We start from the raw sequence: 19,825 nt of genomic DNA on the forward strand, positions 1-19,825 counted from the left end.
AGGCTTTGCGCAAAGTCGGCCGATGCAAACGTCCTATCTCGCGCGCGCCCTGCGTTGCCTTTCGTTAGGCCTCGCCGTCCTGGCTCTCCAGATCATCGGCGCGCCGGCCGAGGCGCAGGATTGGCCGGCCAAGCCGGTAAAGATCGTCGCGCCCTTCGCGGCTGGCGGAAATGTCGACGTCACGGCCCGCATCGTTGCGGCGCGCCTGCAGGCCGAACTCGGCCAGCCGGTCGTCGTCGAGAACAAGACAGGTGCCGGCGCCATGATCGGCTCGGAGTTCGTGGCGCGCTCGGCGCCCGATGGTTACACGCTGCTGATGACCTCGGCCTCGCTGACCAACAGCCCGGCCCTGTTCGGTCGCTCGCCGTACGACTGGCAGAAGGATTTCACCTTCATTACTGCCGTCTCGTTCCAGCCGCTGGTCCTGCTGGTGAATACATCGATGCCGGCGAAGACGATGACGGAGTTTCTGGACCTGGCGCGCAAGGAGGCCGGCAAGATGACAATGGGCACGGCCGGCGCCGGCTCGTTCACGCATCTCGCCGGTCTGCTCGTGGAGCAACGCGCCGATGTGCGCTTCGAACCGGTGCACTACCGCGGTACGGCTCCCGGCTTGGTTGACCTGATGGCGGGCCAGATCCAGTTCCAATTCGAGCCGATCGCGACGGCGCTGCCGTTACTCAAGGATGGCAAGCTGCGGGCGCTCGCCGTCACCTCGCTGCAGCGGGCGCCGGCGCTGCCCGATGTACCGACGGTCGCCGAGACGATTCCGGGCTATGAGGCGATCAACCTGCTCGGCCTCATCGCACCCGCGGGGCTTCCCGAGCCGGTGCTGGCGAAACTGAGCGTTTCGATGAAGATCGTGCTGCAGGATCCCGCCGTCATCCGCCGGTTCGATGATCTCGGCACAGAGGCGCGCTTCACCACGCCGGAGGCTTTCTCCGAGATCATGCGGACACAGGCCGACACCTGGATCCCCGTCATCCGCAAGGCCAACCTCAAGCTCGAATAGGCCATGGCGTTTGGGAGGAGGGGCGAGGTCGAATCTCAGGGTGGGCCGGGCGTCGTCTTCGACGCCGTGGTCCGCCTCGCGCATAGGCTGGCGTTGCGCTACAGGCCCGAGCCATCGATCCACGCGGTGAGCCGTGTCGAGAGCTCGTGCGGCTTTTCCAGCGGGGCCATGTGCCCGCAATCCTCGATGATGCTGAAGCGGGAGTTCGGCAGCGCCTGCGCCATGCGCTCGGTTTCGGCCAAGGTCCGCAGCCGGTCCTGGCGGCAGGCCACGACCAGGGACGGGCAGGCGATGCGTCCGAGATCGGCATAGCCGTCGCGGCGCACCAGGGCGGCCTGACGCTTGCGCACGTCCCGCCCGAGCCGCCGCTGCATGCCGCGCAGGCGCTCGAGCAGCACCGGGTCTGTCTCCCGGTCGGGATGCAGGCCCATCGCGGTGGTGACCGTTCCTGCGTCGCGCGGCGGCCGGTCGCCCGGCCGGAAGCCCGAGATCCGTCGCGCCCGCTCCTCGTCGGAATAGCCGCGCGCCGAGGAGGCGACGAAGGCCACGCCGGTCACACGTTCGGGCGCCATCAGCGTTAGGATGCGGGCGACGAACCCGCCCATCGAGAAGCCGACCAGCACGAAGCGATCCGGCGCTTCCGCCAGTACGCGTGCGGCCATGCTTTCGAGCGAATCGTCCTCGTAGACGTTGCCGAAATGCAGGGCCCCCAACGGCTCGAGTTGCGGGAGCATGTCAGTCCAGAGGTCGGCGTCGCACATGAAGCCGGGGAGGAGGACGAGGGATCTCACGTGGCTGCTTCCTGAGGTCATTCGGCTCAAGCGACGAGCAGCGCGGCCCATGCCGCCGCCAGCATGAGGAGCTGGCCCGGAACGACATAGAACGCGAAGCGCCGACCGCCGGCGGTGAGGGCGAACAGCGTCTTGGTCAGGGTGTTGGTCGAGAAGGCGGTAAGCACCGGGATCACGGAGGCGGCCGGCGTCAGCCGCCCGTCGGCAACGAGCGAGGCGACAGAGATGGCGGGGGCGTGCGTATCGGCAAACCCCGCCGCGCCTGCGGCGAAGATCACGCCGGCTTCGCCGAACCAGTCCTGAAGGGCGGCCGCCAGCAGCAGCACGCCTGCCAGAAGGCCGGCAAAGAGCAGCGCCGTGCGCAGGCTGAAGGCGCTGCCTTGCGTTTCCTCGACCTTGCCGCTGTCCGTCTGCAGCGCCCACAGGGTGAAGGCGCCGCCATAGAGGATCGCCGCCGCCCCCGCGAACAGCAGCGGCATAAGGATGGCGCGGAAAGCGGCGAGGTCGGTGACCGCGATCAGGATGCCGAGCTGCACGACCGTGGCGATGGAGGACATCGTCGCACCGGCGGCCGCGGGCTTCATCAGATGCGGATCGCGCGCCGAGCGTGCGCCCATGGCGCCGATCGTGGCCGAACTCGAGATGAAGCCCGAGGCCAGTCCCGCCAACGGCAAGCCGAAGCGGGGGCCCACGATCCTGACGGCAATGTAGCCCAGAGCGCCGACGCCCATCACCAGGATCACCACCAGCCAGATCGTGCGCAGGTTCAGCGCGCCATAGGGGCCGATCGGATGGTCGGGCAGCAGCGGCAGCACGACCAGGGTGGCGCCGGCGAAGATCAGCAGGTCGTGGATCTCCTCGTCGGTCAGCATCGAGCGGACAAAGCGATGCAGGGCGACACGGGCGTTGAGCAGCAGGGCGACGACCACGCCGACGCCTGCGGCGAAGGCGGGTTCGCGAATGGCGAGCCCGCCCAGCAGCGTCGTCGCCACCAGAGCGGTCTCCGTCGTGAGGCCGGGATCGTTGTCGCGCGCACGCCAGTAGGACAGGCCGGCGAAAGCCACCATGCCCAGCACGACGGCGGCCAGCAGGACATCGCCTCCGGCCGCGGCACCCGTCGCGCCGGCCAGCGAGGCGAGGGTGAAGGTTCGCAGGCCCGCGGCGCCGCGGCCGGGTCCTTCGCCCTTCTTGCGCTCGCGGTCGATGCCGACCAGCAGGCCGACGCCGAGAGCGACGACGAAGCCTAGAAAGAGGGAGTGGAGTTCCAGCATGAGCAGGCGAGTGTAGCATCAGATGGCGCGCGCCACGCAGCGCCTCAGGGCAGACCGCGCCGCGTCGCTGCGCGCTGGTTGGACAGGCCGGCCGCCACGGCGAAAAAGGCCTTGATGCTGCGGCGCATGCTCTCGCTCTTCAGGCAGGCGACATAGTCGCTGCTCGTGATCTTCGTGTCGCGGAAGTGAAGGGTGCGGAAACGTGTCGAAGCGCTCGCTTCCAGCTCCCAGATGACGCTGAAGCCAAGGCCTGCGCCGACCGCTTCGCAGACCGCCTCGCGGCTGCCCAGCTCCAGCACGGTGCGGGGTCGGACGCCGGCCTTCGCCATCGCAGCGTGCGTGATGCGCCGGGTGTTCGAGCCTTCCTCGCGCGCGATCATGGGCTGGTCGTTGAGCTCGGCCAGCCGCACGCTCTCGCGGCCCGCCCAGGGATGGTCGTTGGCCACGATCAGCACTGCGGTATGCCGCCACAGCGGCATGGCATGAATCTGCGGGTGGCGTTCCACGCCAGGCAGGATGGCGAGGTCGGTTCGCCGCTCCAGCAGCTGCTCGCGCACGAAGCGCGTATTGCCCATCGCGACCGACAGTTCGATGTTGGGATGGCGCGCCAGAAAGCGGGCGAACACGCCCATGGCGATGTGCGGTCCGTCAGCGGTCAGGCTGAGCTGGCCGCTTTCGAGCTCGGACGATTCGGTCAGGATCTCGCGCATCTGTTCTTCGAGACTCGAATAGCGGCGCGACATCCGGAACAGGCGTTCGCCCATTTCCGTGAGGCGCACCGACCGGCGCGACCGTTCGAGCAGCTTCACGCCGTAGCGTTCCTCGAGCGCCTTCACCTGGATGGTGACGGCAGGCTGGGTCAGTCCCAGCGCCTCGGCTGCGCGGGAAAAGCTGCCCTGGTGGGCGACGGCATCGAAGGCGCGGATCTGTGTGTGCAGCATGGTCTATTATTAATATTTTTTAAGTTACAGAAGTAATATTGAATTGTCCTATCAGTTCGCGCACCCGATGATCCCCCGAGGGGAAAGGGGGCATTGATGGTCGCGCGGAGGAATATCCTCTTCATCGTCATCGACCAGTGGCGGGCCGATGCACTTGGCTGTGCGGGCAATCCCGTCCTGAAGACCCCGAATCTCGACCGCCTGGCCGCCGATGGAGTGCTCTGCCGCCGCCATTTCGTGCAGGCGGCTCCCTGCGGGCCGTCGCGCGCGGCGCTGCTGACCGGTACCTACCAGCACAACAACGGTGTCATGCGGAACGGCACGCCGCTCGCGCGTCGCTTCACCAACATCGCCCTGGAATGCCGCAAGGCCGGCTACGATCCGGCGCTGTTCGGCTACACCGACACGACGGCCGACCCGACCGGGTTGCCGCCCGACGACCCGGCGCTGCGGACCTACGAATCCGTCATGCCCGGCTTCGCGCCGGAGCTGCATCTGCCCGAACTGCCGTATCCGTGGATGGCCGATCTCAAGGCCAAGGGCTATCCCTTCGCCGACGACGTCACGGAGATCTACCGGCCGGCCGGCCCGGCGGGCGACCGTGGTCCGACCTTTCCGCCGGCACGCTTCAAGGCGCAGGACAGCATCACCGCCTTCCTGACCGATCGCCTGCTCGACTACATCTCGGTGCGCCGCAACGGCTCCTGGTTCGCGCACGCGGCCTACATCCGCCCGCATCCGCCCTTCATCGCCCCGGAGCCTTACAACACGCTCTACGATCCGGCCGACATGCCGCCGCCCCGTCGCGCCGAGACGGTCGAAGCGGAGGCCGCGCAGCATCCCCTTCTGGCGAGCTATCTCAAGTCGCAGAACCAGGCGAGTTACTTCGTCACCGGCCAGGGGCTGGTCGCCGACCTCAGCCCCAGCGACGTCGCGCAGCTCCGGGCGACCTATTACGGCATGGTGCAGGAGGTCGACGACCAGGTCGGCCGCTTGATCGACAAGCTGAAGGAGTGGGGGCTCTACGACGACACGTTGATCGTCGTGACGGCGGACCATGGCGAGCTGCTGGGCGATCACTGGATGCTCGGCAAGCAGGGCTATTTCGACGAGGCCTACAACGTGCCGCTGATCGTGCGCGATCCACGGCCCGCGGCGAATGCAAGCCGGGGCACGGCGATCGAGCGTTTCACCGAGGCGGTCGACGTGATGCCGACGGTGCTCGACTGGCTCGGCCTCGACATTCCGCGCCAGTGCGACGGCCGCTCGCTGCTGCCGCTGCTGCACGGACGTGCGGTCGGGGACTGGCGCCGCGAAGTGCATTGGGAGTTCGATTTCCGCGGCCTCGGCGCCGCCGATTCCGAGACGGCGCTCGAGGTGCCGATGGATGCCTGCTCGCTCGCCGTCATTCGCGACGAGCGCTTCAAGTACGTCCATTTCGCCGCGCTGCCGCCGCTGTTCTTCGACCTTGCCGCCGATCCGCACTGCTTCAACGACCTGTCGCGCGATCCCGCGTCGGCGCCGGCCATGCTGGCCTATGCGCAGAATATGCTGTCGTGGCGCATCATTTCGAACGCGCGCGACCTCACCGGCATGCACGTTTCGTCCAAAGGCCTCCACGTCCGTCCCTGATGCAGAAGGAAACCGTCATGAGAAGAAGACTGCTCGGCGCCTTCGCAGGCATGATCGCCGCTTTCACGGCCTCGGTTGCGGCCGCCGCACCGATCGAGATCCAGTTCTGGCATCCGACGCTCGGTCCCATCGACGATGCGTTGAAGCAGCAGATCGACAGCTTCAACAACTCCCAGACCACCTACAAGGTCGTGGCTTCGGGGCGCGGTACCTACGACGAGACTTTCAATGCCGCGATCGCCGGCTTCCGCGCGAACAAGAGCCCGCACCTGCTGGTCGTGATCGGGCAGGGCACGCAGAGCATGCTGCTGTCGGGCGCGGTCTACCCGGTGCAGGACCTGCTCGCGGCCGAGGGCTACAAGATCGACTGGGACAACTACATCCAGCCGGTACTGAACTATTACCGCACCAAGGACATGAAGCTCCTGTCGCTGCCGTTCAGCGTCTCGACGCCGATCCTCTGGTACAACAAGGAGGGTTTCGCCAAGGCGGGTCTCACGCGGCCGCCCGCGACCTGGGACGAAATGGGCGAGTACCTCACGAAGCTTCGCGCCGCGGGCTTCGAGTGCGGCTACACATCGGGCTGGCAGCAGTGGGTGCACGTCGACAACTACTCGACGATCCACGATCTGCCGATCGCCACCCTGCATAACGGGCTCGACGGGCTCGCCGCGACCTTCACCTACAACAAGACGGACGTGGTGAAGAACATCGCGCGTCTTCAGTCATGGGTCGCCGACGGCCGCTACGTTTATTCGGGCCGCCAGGGCAGCAGCGCCACGCCCGCCTTCGCGTCGGGCCGCTGTGCAATGATGACCCATTCGTCGGCGGTCTTCTCCTCGCTGCAGGCCAGCGCCAAATTCGCCTTCGAGGCCGCGCCCTTGCCCTACGAGGCCGGCACGACCCCGCACAACAGCCTGATCGGCGGCGGTGCGCTCTGGGTGCTGAAGGGTCACAAGCCCGAGGAGTACAAGGGCGTGGCAGCCTTCCTCGCTCACCTCGCGAGCCCGGACCAGCAGGCCAAGTGGCACAAGGACACGGGCTATATGCCGATCACCAAGGCCGCCTACGAGAAGGTCAAGGCCGAGGGCTATTACGACAAGTACCCGCAGCAGGAAGTGGCCATCACCCAGGTCCAGCGCGGCACGCCGACGCTCAACACGATGACGGTGCGGCTGGGCAACGCCAACCAGTATGTCGCCGCGCTCGAGGAGGAGATGGAGGCAGTCTGGGCGAACAAGAAGACGGCGCAGCAGGCGATGGACGATGCGGTGCGGCGCGGCAACGAGATCCTGCGGCGCTTCGAACGGCAGCGCGGCAACTGAGCGGCGGCGGCTGGACGGGCTGATGCAATGATCAAGCGGGTGAATTTCCAGCGGCACAAGCCGCTGGCCTTCCTGCTGCTCGCGCCGCAGATGCTCGTGCTGGCCATCTTCGTCTTCTGGCCGGCGGCGCAGGCGCTCTACCAGGCCTTCACCATCACCGATCCATTCGGCCAGCATTCGACGTTCGTGTGGTTCGACAATTTCCGCGACGTGCTGACCAGCCCGGAATATTTCAACTCGATCTACCGAACCGCCATCTTCAGCACCGGCACGACCGCCTCGGCCGTGCTGGCGGGTCTCGGCTTCGCAGTGCTGGTCGATCGGGTCGCGAGGGGCAAGTCGGTCTATCGGCTGATGATCATCTGGCCCTATGCCGTGGCGCCGGTGCTGGCGGGCGTCCTCTGGCTGTTCCTGTTCCACCCGATCTACGGCGCCATCGCGTTGATGCTGAAGCAGGGCTTCGGCATCCCGTGGAACCCTCTGCTCGACGGCGGTGACGCCATGCTGCTGGTCATCGTGGCCGCCGCCTGGAAGCAGGTGAGCTACAACTTCGTGTTCTTCCTCGCCGCCCTGCAGGCGATCCCGCGCTCGCTGATCGAGGCGGCGGCGATCGACGGGGCCGGCCCGATCCGGCGCTTCGTCAGCATCGTCTTTCCGCTGATCTCGCCCACCACCTTCTTCCTGCTGGTGATCAACGTCGTCTATGCCTTCTTCGACACGTTCGGCATCATTCATGCCCTGACCCAGGGCGGGCCCGGCGGCGCGACCGACATCCTGGTCTACAAGGTCTATGCCGACGGCTTCCTCGGACTCGATCTCGGCCTGTCCTCGGCCCAGTCGGTCATCCTGATGATCCTGGTGATCGGGCTGACGGCCATCCAGTTCCGCTATCTCGAGCGGCGCGTGAAGTACGCCCAATGATCGAGCGGACCCCGAAACTCGATTTCCTGTGCCACGTCCTGCTGATCCTGGGCGTCGTGGCGGTCTGCCTGCCGCTTTACTACGCGCTGATCGCGGCCACGCACACGCTGCCGGACGTGCTGCAGGTGCCGATGCCTCTCACGCCGGGGAATGAACTGCTCGCCAACCTGAAGGTGGCAATCGAGCGCGGCGATCTCGGGCGACAGCTCCTCAACTCGTTGATCGTTTCGGTCGGCGTCACGGTCGGCAAGATCTCGGTGTCCATCCTGTCGGCATTCGCCATCACCTATTTCCGGTTCCCTTTCCGGATGACGGCCTTCTGGATGATCTTCGCCACGCTGATGCTGCCGATCGAGGTCCGCATCGTGCCGACATACGCCGTGGCCGCCCATCCGCTGCAGGGGCTGGGCTGGCTGCTCGACGAGACGGGCCTGCGCGGGCCGCTGGAGAGCCTGACCGGCTGGAACATCGAGGCGGTCGTGAAATGGAGCCTGCTCGACTCCTATGCCGGCCTGATCCTGCCCCTGATGGCCTCGGCGACAGCGACTTTCCTGTTTCGCCAGCTCTTCCTCACCATCCCCGAGGAACTGCTGGAGGCTGCCAAGATCGACGGTGCATCGCCCATCCGCTTCCTGATCGACGTGCTGTGGCCGATGTCGCGCACCAACGTCGTGGCGCTCACCGTCATCCTCTTCGTGTTCGGGTGGAACCAGTATCTGTGGCCGCTGCTGATCACCACCGAGGCCAGCATGACGACGGCGGTGATCGGCCTGTCCAAGCAGATCTCCGCGGCGCCCGAGGCTGTGCCGAAATGGAACACGCTGATGGCCTCGGCGCTGCTAATCACGCTGCCGCCGGTGATGGTGGTGATCGTGCTTCAGCGCTGGTTCGTCAAAGGCCTCGTCGACTCGGAAAAATAGCGGAGTAATCCTTGGCCACCGTCGACATTCGCAAAGTGGAGAAGTCCTACGGGACGTCCCAGGTCCTGCACGGCATCGACCTCGAGATCCGGCACGGCGAGTTTGCCGTCATCCTGGGGCCGAGCGGCTGCGGGAAATCCACGCTGTTGCGCATGATCGCCGGCCTGGAGGAAATCACCGGCGGGGAGATCGCGATCGACGGCCGTGTGGTCAACCGGCTCGAGCCGCGCGAGCGCGACATCGCCATGGTGTTCCAGAATTACGCGCTCTATCCGCACATGAGCGTGGCCGAGAACATGTCCTATTCGCTCCGGATCGCCCATGCCCCCAAGGCGACCATCCGCGACAAGGTGGCGGGCGTCGCCGGCATCCTGGGCATCGGCGACTTTCTCGGCCGCAAGCCCACGCAATTGAGCGGCGGCCAGCGCCAGAGGGTCGCCATGGGCCGCGCCATCATCCGCGAACCCAAGGTCTTCCTGTTCGACGAGCCGCTGTCCAACCTCGACGCCAAGCTGCGCCACCAGATGCGCACCGAGCTGAAGCGCCTGCATCTGCGGCTCGACGCCACCTCGATCCTGGTCACGCACGACCAGGTCGAGGCCATGTCGCTCGCCAACCGCCTGATCGTGATGAATGCCGGCCGGGTCGAGCAGGTGGGCTCGCCGGGCGAAGTCTATGCGCGACCCGCGACCCTGTTCGTGGCGGGCTTCATCGGCTCGCTGCCGATGAACTTCTTCGAGGGCACGGTGGCCCGCGACGGGCGCGCGATCGTTCTCGCGGGCGGCACGTCGATTGCGGGCGAGGCCGAACGCATCGGCGCGCCGGGTCGGGAGGTCGTGGTCGGCGTCAGGCCTGACGCCCTCACCCTGGCGCCGCCGCAGGTCGCCGGCCTCGGGGGCCGGGTCGAGCTGGTCGAGGACCTGGGCAGCGTGAAACTCGTCCATCTCGACGACGGGCGGGGGGGATTCGTGGTGGCGGTGTCGCCCGACATGGAACTGGGCGAGACGACGCAACACGGCGTGATCGTGCGCGGCAAGGACGTGCACGTGTTCGACGCCACGTCGGGCCAGCGCCTCTAGGAAAGCAGGATCGGGAGGAAGACGATGGAACTGCGTCAGTACGCAGCCCTGAGCGCGGTCGAGATGGCGCGACTGGTGCGACAGGGCGAGGTCTCGCCGGTAGAGCTGGTCCAGTCGTCGCTGAATGCGATCGAGGAGACCGAGGCCCGTGTGAACGCCTACAGCGCCGTCTTTGCCGAGGATGCGAAGGCGCGGGCGGTGACGCTGGAGCAGGAGGCGCGCGCCAAGTCATTCCGCGGTTCCCTCCACGGCGTGCCGGTCGGCATCAAGGATCTCTTCCTGGTCGATGGTTACAAGACGCAGCGCGGCTCGAAGCTCTACATCGATTCGGTGGCGACCGAAACGGCGCCATCAGTCGAGCGCCTTCTCGCCGCCGGCGCGGTCATGATCGGCAAGACGACGACGCCCGAGCTGGGCTGGAAGGCGGCGTCCAACTCGCCGCTCTACGGCGTAACGCGCAATCCCTGGGATGTTTCGAAAACTGCCGGCGGATCGAGCTCGGGGTCGGCCGTCGCCGTGGCCGACGGCACGGTCCCTTTGACCCTGGGCTCCGACGGCGGCGGCTCGATGCGGGTGCCCGCCTCGTTCTGCGGCATCTTCTCGCTAAAGCCGACGCTGGCGCGCGTGCCGACTTATCCGCTCAGTCCGACCGAGCATCTGTCGCACGCAGGTCCCATGACCAACGGCGTCGAGGACTATGCGCTGGCACTGGACGTCGTGCAGGGACCCGACGCGCGCGATCCGCAGTCGCTGCCGCCGGCCGGGCTCTCCTATCACGAGACCTTGGGCGAGTTGCCGAAGCTGCGGTGTGTGTTGGCGCCGACCCTGTTCGGCGCCGCCGTGGATTCGGGCATCGCGGCGGTCATAACCAAGGCTTTCGGCGAGATCTCGGCGCATCTGCCGGTCGAGATTGTCGACACGAAGCTCGACTGGCCCGATCCCATCGACATCTTCGATGCCCTTTGGGTGGCGCGCGGCGCACTCTATGCCGGCCTGAAGCCCGAGGATGTGGCGCGGATCGATCAGGGATTTGCCCGCATGGTGGCGCGGTCGGCGTCGATCCGGCTGGAGGATCACTTCCGGACCCTGCAGGCGCGGGCCGCCTTCAACCGCTCGGTGGCGGAGGCGTTCGAGACCTTCGACCTGCTCGTGATGCCGATGGTTCCGATCGAGCCGTTCGCGGCCGAGGCCGATGGGCCGCCGGACATGGATATGGACAAGCCGGTGCCTTGGGCACGTTGGACGCCCTTCTCTTATCCGTTCAACATCACCGGCCAGCCGGCCGCTTCGGTCCCCTGTGGCTGGTCGCCCTCCGGGCTGCCGGTCGGCCTGCAGGTGATCGGGCGGCGGTTTGCCGACGAGAAGGTGCTGCAGTTCTGCGCGGCCTGGGAGAAGCACTTCGCCTGGCGGCAGCGCACCCCGTCGGTCTACGCCGGATCCTGAGGCAGAATTTCGCCGGCTCCGTGAGAATACGCACCCGACGGGCATGATAGGGCAAAAATAAATTACGCCCGGCGGTCCGGCCGGGGAGAAAACGGACCCTCTCGTTCGTCTTATGAATGAGAGGTAGTTGCAGCGTGATTCCGTCCATGACCGGTCTGTCCGTCCTCGTCCGCCTCGTCGCGGCGGTCGGGGGCGGCTACGCCGTGGCGGCGGGACTCGCCGCGCTGGCGGCGGTCGCGCTGCCGGCTGGCGGGCTGATGGCGCGGAGCGAGGCCGTCGTCCTGGCCTCGATGCTGGCCTTCCTCGTCTATCTGGGGCTGCTGATCTGGGCCTTTGCCAACCGGCGGCTGCTGCGCCTTTGTCTCGTCATGGCCGTTGCAGGGATCGCCTCGTGGGGCGGCGCCTGGGGCCTCCTGCGCCTGACCGCGGGCGGCTGAGATGGCGCCCGCTCTCCTGATCGCCTTGGCGCTCGCCTCCTATTTCGGCTTCGCGCTGCTCGCGCTCAGCCAGGATCGTCACTGGGAGCGCGCCGGCGGTGGACGCGACTGCCCGAGGCGGCTCGTCCTGCTGCTGCGGATCGCGGGCTATGGCCTCCTGTTGGCCGCCCTCGCGATCGCTCTCTGGCGTGACGGTCCGAGCTTCGGATCGCTCGTCTGGGCAACCATGCTCAGCGTCGGCGCGGTCGCCGTGACCTGCACTCTCACCTGGCGCGCCAACTGGCTGCGCCCTGTCGTTCGCACTCTTCAGGGTATCGCGTAATGCTGCTTCGTCGTCTGCTGGTCCTTCTTCTGCTGTTCCCGTCGCTCGCCTTGGCGCAGGCGCCGGTCCCGACGGAGCCTGCCCCGCCTGCGGTTACGGGACCCACGGCGGCGCCTTCTGCCGGGACCGCGCCCATGACTACGACCACCGAACCCGCGACGCCGGCCGCGGCGGAGCCAGCGCCTGCTGCCGCGCCGGCTGCGGCCCCGGCCCAGGCGGTGTTGCCGAAGGACCTGTCGGTGTGGGGCATGTTCGCGGCCGCGGACTGGGTGGTGCAGGGGGTGATGATCGGCCTGGTGATCGCCTCGGTGCTGACCTGGACGGTGTTCGTGGCCAAGAGCCTGGAGCTGGCGATGGCGGTGCGGCGTCAGCGGCGCCTGCTGGCCGGGTTGGATTCGGCGGCCTCGCTCGACAAGGCGCCGGCCAGCGACCTGGTGGCAGCGGCCCAGGCCGAGCAGAGGCTGAGCGTCGACACGGTCGACGATCGCGACGGCCTGAAGGAACGCGTGGCCTCGCGGCTGGAGCGTCTCGAGGCGGCCACCGGCCGGCGCATGCTCAAGGGCACGGGCGTGCTGGCGACGATCGGCTCGACGGCGCCGTTCGTGGGCCTGTTCGGCACGGTGTGGGGGATCATGAACTCCTTCATCGGCATCTCGCGCTCGCAGACGACCAACCTCGCGGTGGTGGCTCCCGGCATCGCCGAGGCGCTGCTGGCGACGGCGCTGGGCCTGGCGGCCGCCATTCCGGCGGTGGTGATCTACAACCACTTCTCGCGCCGCGTGACGGCCTACAGGGCGCTGGTCGGCGACACCTCGGCGGCGGTGCTGCGGCTGGTCTCGCGCGACCTGGGACGGAGGTAGCCCGATGTCGGTGAAGCTCGACCACGGCGACGACGAACTGGCGGAGAACCACGAGATCAACGTCACGCCGTTCATCGACGTGATGCTGGTGCTGCTGATCATCTTCATGGTGGCCGCACCCCTGGCCACCGTGGACGTGCCAGTCGACCTGCCGGTATCGACGGCGGAGCGCCAGACCAAGCCCGATACGCCGCTCTATCTCACCCTGAAGGAAGACCTGTCGTTCACGCTGAAGGACACGCCGGTGAGCCGCGAGGCGCTGGCGAAGGCGCTGGACGAGGCGACCGGGGGCAAGAAGGACGAGCGCATCTTCCTGCGGGCTGACAAGGCGGTGCCCTATGGCGAGCTGATGCAGGCGATGAACGTGCTGCGGACGGCGGGCTACCTGAAGGTGGCGCTGGTCGGTCTGGAGCAATGAGGGAGGCGGCCCGCTGGATCGGCTCATTCGCCTTCGTGCTCGCCCTGCACGCGGGTGCGATCCGGCTGGCGCTGGGCTGGGTGCACGGCGAGGTGCCGTATTCGCCGCCACCCGCGGCGATCATGCTGGAGCTGGCGCCGCTGCCGGCCGCGCCGGAGGTCGTGCCCAACGAGGCGCCGCCGGGCCCGGAGCTGAGCGAGGTAGTCCCTGAGCCCGAGGAGCCGCCGCCGGTGGAGATACCGCCGCCGGTGCTGGCGGAGGTGACCCTGCCGGAACCCGAGCCGCCGCCGCCGCTCGACCTCAAGCCGCCACCGCCGCCCAAGCCGGTGGAGAAAAAGAAGGTTGAGAAGAAGCCGCCGCAGCCCAAGGTCTCGGCGCCGCAGGCAGCGCCCGAACAGTCGAGGGTCGCGGCCGCGCCGACGCCGGGCGCCTCGGTCGATCCGCCGTCCAACACGCTGCCGACCTGGAAGGGTCAGTTGCTGCGTCATCTCGAACGTCACAAGCGCTACCCTTCGGAGTCGCAACGCGCGCGCCACGAGGGCGTGACCTATGTGCGGTTCACGATGAGCCGCGACGGCCGCATCCTGGCCGCGCGCGTCGAACGGCCGTCCGGACATGCCGCGCTCGACCAGGAGGGTCTCGACCTGCTGCAGCGCGCCCAGCCATTGCCGCCGCTGCCCCAGGACCAGCCGGGCGAGAGCCTGGAGATCGTCGTGCCCGTCCAGTTCTTCCTCAGGAGGTGAGGAGATGGAGCGGCTGGAAGAACTCTGCCGTAAACGCGGCGTCCGGCTGACGGAGCAGCGACGCATCGTCCTTGAGGTCCTCGAGGCCGCGACCGACCATCCCTGTACCTTCGAGATCCATCGCCGCGCCTCGGTCGGGCGACGCATCGGCGTTGCCACCGTCTATCGTGCGTTGAACAGTCTCGCCTCGGCGGGCCTGGTCACGCGCCACGTCTTCCGCGACGGCAAGGCGTGTTACGAGCGCACCGGCGGCGCACCGCATCCGCACCTGATCGACGTCGCCACCGGCGAGATCGTCGAGCTCGAAGACGATCGGAGCCTCGCGCGCCTGATCGAGGAGGAAGCGGGTCGCATGGGCTTCCGGCTGGTCGAGTTCAGGCTGAAACTGTTCGGCGAAAAAATCTGAGACGCTTCAGCGGATCGGACCGCTCACCCGCACCAGCATGATGGTCGTGATCAAGGCGATCATGGCGACGACGAAGGTGAGGGCGAGTACGCCCTCGGCGCCGTAACTCGCCATCGTTGCCGCCAGGATGGGCGGCGCGGAGGCCGAGACGATACCTTGAGGAAGTGCAAGGCGGCCGAGATAGGTGCCGAACTGGGCGCGGCCGAACAGAGCGAGCGGCAGGGTGGCGCGCAGGACCGCCTTCAGCCCGTTGGCGATGCCGTAGGCCATCACGCAGACCAGCGCGACGGCGAAGTTGCCGCCGGCGAGCAGCGCCAGGCCCAGGCCGAACGGCAGGACGGCGCTGGAGAAAAGCGTCGACGCGGTGATCGTGTAGCGGTGACCGAACCCCAGCTCGAACACCCGCACCGCCACCTGCGCCGGCCCGATCAGCGAGGCCAGCAGCAGGGCCGTCGCGGGATCGTGGCCAAGGCCGCGCAGCACACCGATGGCATGCACGATGAAGCCGGTGAAGATGAAGGCGCCGCACGCAAGCGAGATCGACAGCAGCAGGAAGATCCGCTTGGTGTGCGCCGAGGGCGGCACAGGCGCCGTCGCGGCTGCCGCACCCTGTGTGCCGACCAGCGGCCGGCCGGGCAGCACCAACAGATGCACCGGCGCGCAGATCGCGAGATGGATCGCGGCATAGATCAGCACCACGCCGCGCCAGCCGACGAGGAGTTCGAGCGCCTCCGAGACCGGCCAGAACACGGTCGAGGCAAAGCCGCCGATGATGGCCAGTACGGCGATCGCCTGCCGCGCCCGGGCCCCCGCGATCTGGGCGAGGGCGATGCTGGACGGCGTGTTCAGCGCCAGGGTCGAGGCGACGCCCATCGCGGCCCAGCACAGGAGATAGCTCACCAGCCCTTGCGAGAAGGAGAGCGCGGCGAGCGACAGGGCATAGACGATCGAGCCCACCGTCATGACGGCGCGCGCGCCGGTCTTGTCGAGCAGGCGGCCGACCCGGGGCGCGAACAGGGCGCCGACGCCGAACATCACGGTGATGCCGCCATAGACGATCTCGCTCGCCAGTCCGAGGTCTCGCTCGATGTGGCGGCCCAGCACCGAGGGCATCAGGAAGGTCGTGCCCCAGCCCACGATCTGGGTGAGGCCAAGCCCGGCGGTGGCTTTGGCCGCTTGGCTGACCTTCACGCCGCTCGGGTCTGTCGTTCGGGATAGAGGGACAGAAGCCCGGCCTCGCTGGCGGCGCAGACGCCGCGCTCGGTGATCAGCGCCGTCACCAGCCGGGCCGGCGTCACGTCGAAGGCGGGATTGGCGCCGGCGCTGCCCTCGGGGAGGATCTGCACCGTGGCGAGTTCGCCGGTTACGGTGCCATCCTTCACCAGGCATCCGGTGATGTGCGACAGCTCGTGGGCGCTGCGCTCCTCGATCGGGATGTTGCGCACGCCGTCGAGGAGCGTCCAGTCGATGGTCGTGTGGGGCAGGCCGACATAGAAGGGAATGCCGTTGTCGTGGGCTGCCAGCGCCTTGAGATAGGTGCCGATCTTGTTGCAGACGTCGCCGCCGCGCGTCGTGCGGTCGGTGCCGGTGATGACGAAGTCGACCTCGCCGTGCTGCATCAGATGGCCGCCGGCATTGTCGGCGATCACCGTATGCGGCACGCCGTGCTTGCCCAGCTCCCAGGCGGTCAGGCTGGCGCCTTGATTCCGGGGCCGCGTCTCGTCGACCCAGACATGGATGGGAATGCCGGCATTGTGCGCCTGGTAGATCGGCGCCAGCGCCGTGCCCCAGTCGACGGTGGCGAGCCAGCCGGCGTTGCAGTGGGTCAGGGCATTGATACGACCGCCTTTGTCGCGCGGCTTCAGTTTGCGGATCAGGCCCAGCCCGTTCTCGCCAATGCGGCGGCCGATCTCGGCATCCTCGTCGCAGATTTCGGCCGCGCGCCGGTAGGCGGCCTCGCGACGCTGCGCGGGCGGCAGCGGCGCCAGCAGCGCGCGCTGGTCGTCGAGCGCCCAGCGCAGGTTCACGGCAGTCGGCCGCGACTCCAGCAGCACCGTGTAGGCACGGGCCAGCATGGCGTCGGACGGATCGGCCGCCATGGCGAGCGCCATGCCATAGGCCGCGGCTGCACCGATCAGCGGCGCGCCGCGCACGATCATGGTGCGGATCGCCACTTCCGCGTCTTCCATCGTGCGCAGGTCGCGCACGACGAAACGATGGGGCAGCAGGGTCTGGTCGATGGCCTGGACGGTCGTGCCGTCGGGGCCGAGCCAGATGGTGCGGTAAGGGGTGCCGTCTACTTTCACGCCGCCAGTTTAGACGGCGCGCGCCACCGCGTCGATTATCGCCGCCGCATCGAGCCCGTAGGTTCGATAGAGATCGGGAATGTCGCCGGACTGGCCGAATTTCTCGATGCCCAGCGGCACGACCCGCTGGCCGCGCACCGATCCCAGCCACGACAGCGCCAGCGGATGGCCGTCCATGACCGTCACGATGCGCGCATCGCGCGACAAGGGGGCGAGCAGCCGCTCGACCGGGCTTGGCGAACGGTCTACCAAGCCGGCCGTGCGGCCGCGATTCCGCTGCGCGGCGAGCCAGTCGCTGTGCAGCCTGTCGGGCGAGGTTAGCACCAGCAGGCCGGCGCCCGCGAAGTCGCGCGCCACGCTTTCATGGGCCGCGATTGCCTCCGGCGTCACCGCGCCCATGGCGACGATGGCGACGTCCGCGCCCTCTTCCGGCGGGGCGTACCAATAGCCGCCCGACACAATGTCGGCCTGCTGCTGTCGCGTCAGCGTGCGCTCGGGCTGGGGCAGGCTGCGCGTCGAGAGGCGCAGATAGACCGAGCCGCCATCGTCCTGCTGCATGTAGTCGAAGCCGTGGCGCATCAGCACCGCCAGCTCATCCACGTAAGCCGGCTCGTAGGAGACGAGGCCGGGCTGGCCGATGCCGATCAGCGGCGTATGGATGCTCTGATGCGCGCCGCCTTCCGGTGCGAGCGTCACGCCCGACGGCGTCGCCACCACCATGAAGCGCGAATCCTGGTAGCAGGCATAGTTCAGGGCATCGAGGCCGCGCGCGATGAAGGGATCGTAGAGCGTGCCGATTGGCAGCAGGCGCGCGCCGAACAGCTGGTGGCTGAGGCCCAGCGCGGCGAGCTGGATGAACAGGTTGTTCTCGGCGATGCCCAGCTCGACATGCTGGCCCTTGGGCGTCTGGCGCCAGAGCTGAGCCGACACGACCTTGAGCTCGCGGAACACATCCTCGGCTTCGGTGTGGCCGAACAGGCCGCGCCGGTTCACCCAGGCGCCGAGATTGGTCGACACCGTCACGTCGGGCGAGGTCGTGACGATGTGGCGGGCGAGTTCGCCGTCTTCCGACGCGATCGCGTTCAGGATCTTGCCGAACCCTTCCTGCGTGCTCGACTTCTTGTCATTGGGCTTCGTGAGCTGCGCCGGGATGGCGACGATCGGCGCCTCGGTGCGGCGGCGGCCCTCGGCGTTGAACGGCGCCGCGTCGAGGAAGCCCTGCAGGTCGGTCGGCGACGCGGTGAGGCCCGCGAACTTCTCCCATTCCTGGCCGTCCTCGATGCCCATGCCCTTCTTGAAGCCCGCCATCTGGTCGAGCGTCATCAGGCCGGAGTGATTGTCCTTGTGGCCGGCGAACGGCAGGCCCTGGCCCTTGATGGTGTAGGCGATGAAGCAGGTGGGCGTGTCGTCGTTCACGCCCTCGAAGGCATCGACCACGGCCTGCATGTCGTTGCCGGCCAGGTTGGTCATCAGCCTGTGCAGCGCTGCGTCGTCGTGCTGTTCGAGGATGCGCCGCACGCCCGGATACTGGTTGAGATCGCGCGTCAGCGCCTCGCGCCAGCCGGCGCCGCCCTTGAACACCAGCGCCGAGTAGAGCGAGTTGGGGCAGGCGTCGATCCAGTCGCGCAGATGCGCGCCGTCGGGCTGCGTGAAGGCTGTCTCCAGCAGCTTGCCGTATTTCAAGGTGACGACGCGCCAGCCGACCAGCTCGAACATCTCGGCGACCCGGCCGAACAGCCGGTCGTTCACCACGCCGTCAAGGCTCTGGCGGTTGTAGTCGATCACCCACCACAGGTTCCGCACGTCGTGCTTCCAGCCTTCGAGCAGCGCCTCGAAGATGTTGCCCTCGTCGAGCTCGGCGTCGCCGACCAGCGCCACCATGCGGCCCGTGGGGCGCTTGCCGTCGCCCAGCTTCTTGAGGCGCACATAGTCCTGCACGATCGACGAGAACAGCGTCATGGCCACGCCGAGCCCGACCGAGCCGGTCGAGAAGTCGACGTCGTCCACGTCCTTGGTGCGCGACGGATAGGATTGCGCGCCGCCCAGGGCGCGGAAGCGTTCCAGCTTCTCGCGGGTCTGGTGTCCGAACAGATATTGGATGGCGTGGAAGACCGGCGAGGCATGCGGCTTCACCGCGACGCGATCCTCGGGCCGCAGCACCGAGAAATAGAGCGCCGACAGGACCGTCGCCAGCGAGGCGCAGGAGGCCTGATGGCCGCCGACCTTCAGCCCGTCGCGGTTGGGACGGATGTGGTTGGCGTGATGGATCGTCCAGGCGCTGAGCCACAGCACCTTGCGTTCCAGTTCACGGAGGAGGCGAAGACGCTGGATGGGGGCGAGAGTGGTCATGGATACCGACATACGCCTGCTCCGCTGGAAGGTCCTTGCGTTCGGGTCGCCGGACGGGCTGTATAGGGCAGGATTTCCCTCGATTGTGGCGATTTGAGCAATGATCTCCCTGGACGCGATCGACCGGCGCATTCTCGAACGGCTGCAGCATGATGGCCGGCTCAGCAATGCTGACCTCGCCGAACAGGTCGGACTCTCCTCCTCGCCGTGCTGGCGCCGGGTCAAGGCGCTGGAGGAGGCGGGTGTCATCAAGGGCTATGCCGCCCAGGTCGACGCCAAGTCGGTCGGCCTGTCGGTCAACGTCTTCGTCAGCGTGTCGCTCTCGACCCAGAACGAGAAAGCGCTGAAGGACTTCGAGCGCGCCGCGGCGGAACGGCCCGAGGTCATGGAGTGCTACCTGATGACCGGCGACAGCGACTACCTGCTGCGCGTCGTGGTGCCGGACCTCGAAGCCTATGAGCGCTTCGTCATGGACTTCACCAAGATCCAGGGCATCGCGCAGATCAGGAGCTCCTTCGCGTTGCGCCCCGTGAAGCAGGGCGCAGCGTTGCCGTTGGCCAGGGAAAAGTAAAAGGTCCCTCGCTGCGCTCGGGATGACAATGGTGTTGGGAATGGCGCAGTGCGTCGATCCGAAAAACGCTGTCATCCC

Annotated in this window: 20 protein-coding genes; 14 read left to right on the top strand and 6 right to left on the bottom strand. The window is 67.6% G+C overall.

The features are described from left to right. Nucleotides 1-22: 22 nt before the first annotated feature. A complete protein-coding gene (locus ACQY78_RS22645) occupies nt 23-1,012 on the top strand; it encodes a Bug family tripartite tricarboxylate transporter substrate binding protein (protein WP_428679017.1) in 990 nt (329 codons plus the stop codon). Between the two features lie 98 nt (nt 1,013-1,110). On the opposite strand, the gene ACQY78_RS22650 is transcribed toward ACQY78_RS22645, so the two are convergent. Genes ACQY78_RS22650 through ACQY78_RS22660 form a run of 3 tightly spaced genes read right to left on the bottom strand, consistent with a single transcriptional unit; the run spans nt 1,111 to nt 4,015 of the window. Further along, on the bottom strand, nt 1,111-1,803 hold the full coding sequence (locus tag ACQY78_RS22650) for an alpha/beta fold hydrolase (protein WP_428679020.1): 693 nt from the start codon (nt 1,801-1,803) through the stop codon (nt 1,111-1,113). Between the two features lie 26 nt (nt 1,804-1,829). After that, on the bottom strand, nt 1,830-3,074 hold the full coding sequence (locus ACQY78_RS22655; protein ID WP_428679023.1) for an MgtC/SapB family protein: 1,245 nt from the start codon (nt 3,072-3,074) through the stop codon (nt 1,830-1,832). A 44-nt stretch (nt 3,075-3,118) separates the two neighbouring features. Further along, nucleotides 3,119-4,015 carry a LysR substrate-binding domain-containing protein gene (locus ACQY78_RS22660; RefSeq protein ID WP_428679026.1) on the bottom strand — a complete coding sequence of 299 codons (897 nt, stop codon included), beginning with the start codon at nt 4,013-4,015 and terminating at the stop codon, nt 3,119-3,121. Between the two features lie 96 nt (nt 4,016-4,111). On the opposite strand from ACQY78_RS22660, the gene ACQY78_RS22665 reads away from it, so the two are divergent. From ACQY78_RS22665 to ACQY78_RS22720, 12 genes are all read left to right on the top strand, one after another. Next, complete coding sequence (locus ACQY78_RS22665; protein WP_428679029.1) at nt 4,112-5,647, top strand: alkaline phosphatase family protein; 1,536 nt, start codon at nt 4,112-4,114, stop codon at nt 5,645-5,647. A gap of 17 nt (nt 5,648-5,664) precedes the next feature. Next, the gene (ugpB, locus tag ACQY78_RS22670) at nt 5,665-6,972 is read left to right on the top strand and encodes a sn-glycerol-3-phosphate ABC transporter substrate-binding protein UgpB (RefSeq protein ID WP_428679032.1); all 1,308 of its coding nucleotides are present in this window, start codon (nt 5,665-5,667) and stop codon (nt 6,970-6,972) included. A 27-nt stretch (nt 6,973-6,999) separates the two neighbouring features. Further along, nucleotides 7,000-7,893 (top strand): sn-glycerol-3-phosphate ABC transporter permease UgpA, encoded by an 894-nt coding sequence (gene ugpA / locus ACQY78_RS22675; protein ID WP_428679035.1) that lies wholly within the window; start codon nt 7,000-7,002, stop codon nt 7,891-7,893. Continuing rightward, entirely contained in the window at nt 7,890-8,813 is a 924-nt protein-coding gene (locus ACQY78_RS22680) for an ABC transporter permease subunit (RefSeq protein WP_428679037.1), read from the top strand. The genes ugpA and ACQY78_RS22680 overlap by 4 nt, the downstream gene beginning before the upstream one ends. 11 nt (nt 8,814-8,824) lie before the next feature. After that, on the top strand, nt 8,825-9,892 hold the full coding sequence (locus tag ACQY78_RS22685) for an ABC transporter ATP-binding protein (protein ID WP_428679040.1): 1,068 nt from the start codon (nt 8,825-8,827) through the stop codon (nt 9,890-9,892). A gap of 24 nt (nt 9,893-9,916) precedes the next feature. Further along, nucleotides 9,917-11,335, top strand: coding sequence for an amidase family protein (locus tag ACQY78_RS22690; RefSeq protein ID WP_428679043.1), 1,419 nt, complete (start codon nt 9,917-9,919; stop codon nt 11,333-11,335). 146 nt (nt 11,336-11,481) lie between these two features. Then, nucleotides 11,482-11,772, top strand: coding sequence for a hypothetical protein (locus tag ACQY78_RS22695; protein ID WP_428679047.1), 291 nt, complete (start codon nt 11,482-11,484; stop codon nt 11,770-11,772). 1 nt (nt 11,773) lies between these two features. Then, nucleotides 11,774-12,094 carry a DUF3325 domain-containing protein gene (locus tag ACQY78_RS22700; protein ID WP_428679050.1) on the top strand — a complete coding sequence of 107 codons (321 nt, stop codon included), beginning with the start codon at nt 11,774-11,776 and terminating at the stop codon, nt 12,092-12,094. Next, a complete protein-coding gene (gene exbB, locus ACQY78_RS22705) occupies nt 12,094-12,954 on the top strand; it encodes a tonB-system energizer ExbB (RefSeq protein ID WP_428679053.1) in 861 nt (286 codons plus the stop codon). The genes ACQY78_RS22700 and exbB overlap by 1 nt, the downstream gene beginning before the upstream one ends. Before the next feature lie 4 nt (nt 12,955-12,958). Continuing rightward, complete coding sequence (gene exbD / locus ACQY78_RS22710; RefSeq protein WP_428679056.1) at nt 12,959-13,372, top strand: TonB system transport protein ExbD; 414 nt, start codon at nt 12,959-12,961, stop codon at nt 13,370-13,372. After that, nucleotides 13,369-14,115, top strand: a complete 747-nt coding sequence (locus tag ACQY78_RS22715) for an energy transducer TonB (protein WP_428679059.1) — start codon at nt 13,369-13,371, stop codon at nt 14,113-14,115. The genes exbD and ACQY78_RS22715 overlap by 4 nt, the downstream gene beginning before the upstream one ends. Nucleotides 14,116-14,119: 4 nt before the next feature. Then, entirely contained in the window at nt 14,120-14,521 is a 402-nt protein-coding gene (locus ACQY78_RS22720) for a Fur family transcriptional regulator (protein ID WP_428679062.1), read from the top strand. A 6-nt stretch (nt 14,522-14,527) separates the two neighbouring features. Here the strand turns inward: ACQY78_RS22720 and ACQY78_RS22725 are convergent, their stop codons facing one another. Genes ACQY78_RS22725 through ACQY78_RS22735 form a run of 3 tightly spaced genes read right to left on the bottom strand, consistent with a single transcriptional unit; the run spans nt 14,528 to nt 19,176 of the window. Further along, entirely contained in the window at nt 14,528-15,712 is a 1,185-nt protein-coding gene (locus ACQY78_RS22725) for an MFS transporter (RefSeq protein ID WP_428679065.1), read from the bottom strand. After that, nucleotides 15,709-16,827 carry an S-methyl-5-thioribose-1-phosphate isomerase gene (gene mtnA, locus ACQY78_RS22730; RefSeq protein ID WP_428679068.1) on the bottom strand — a complete coding sequence of 373 codons (1,119 nt, stop codon included), beginning with the start codon at nt 16,825-16,827 and terminating at the stop codon, nt 15,709-15,711. The genes ACQY78_RS22725 and mtnA overlap by 4 nt, the downstream gene beginning before the upstream one ends. Before the next feature lie 9 nt (nt 16,828-16,836). Continuing rightward, nucleotides 16,837-19,176: a transketolase gene (locus tag ACQY78_RS22735; protein ID WP_428679071.1), complete on the bottom strand. Its 2,340-nt coding sequence runs from the start codon at nt 19,174-19,176 to the stop codon at nt 16,837-16,839. 100 nt (nt 19,177-19,276) lie between these two features. Between ACQY78_RS22735 and ACQY78_RS22740 the strand changes: the two genes are divergently transcribed. Next, on the top strand, nt 19,277-19,747 hold the full coding sequence (locus tag ACQY78_RS22740; protein WP_428679074.1) for an Lrp/AsnC family transcriptional regulator: 471 nt from the start codon (nt 19,277-19,279) through the stop codon (nt 19,745-19,747). Nucleotides 19,748-19,825 lie beyond the last annotated feature (78 nt).

Source organism: Reyranella sp., assembly GCF_965279625.1.
In the GTDB taxonomy this organism is placed as follows: domain Bacteria; phylum Pseudomonadota; class Alphaproteobacteria; order Reyranellales; family Reyranellaceae; genus Reyranella.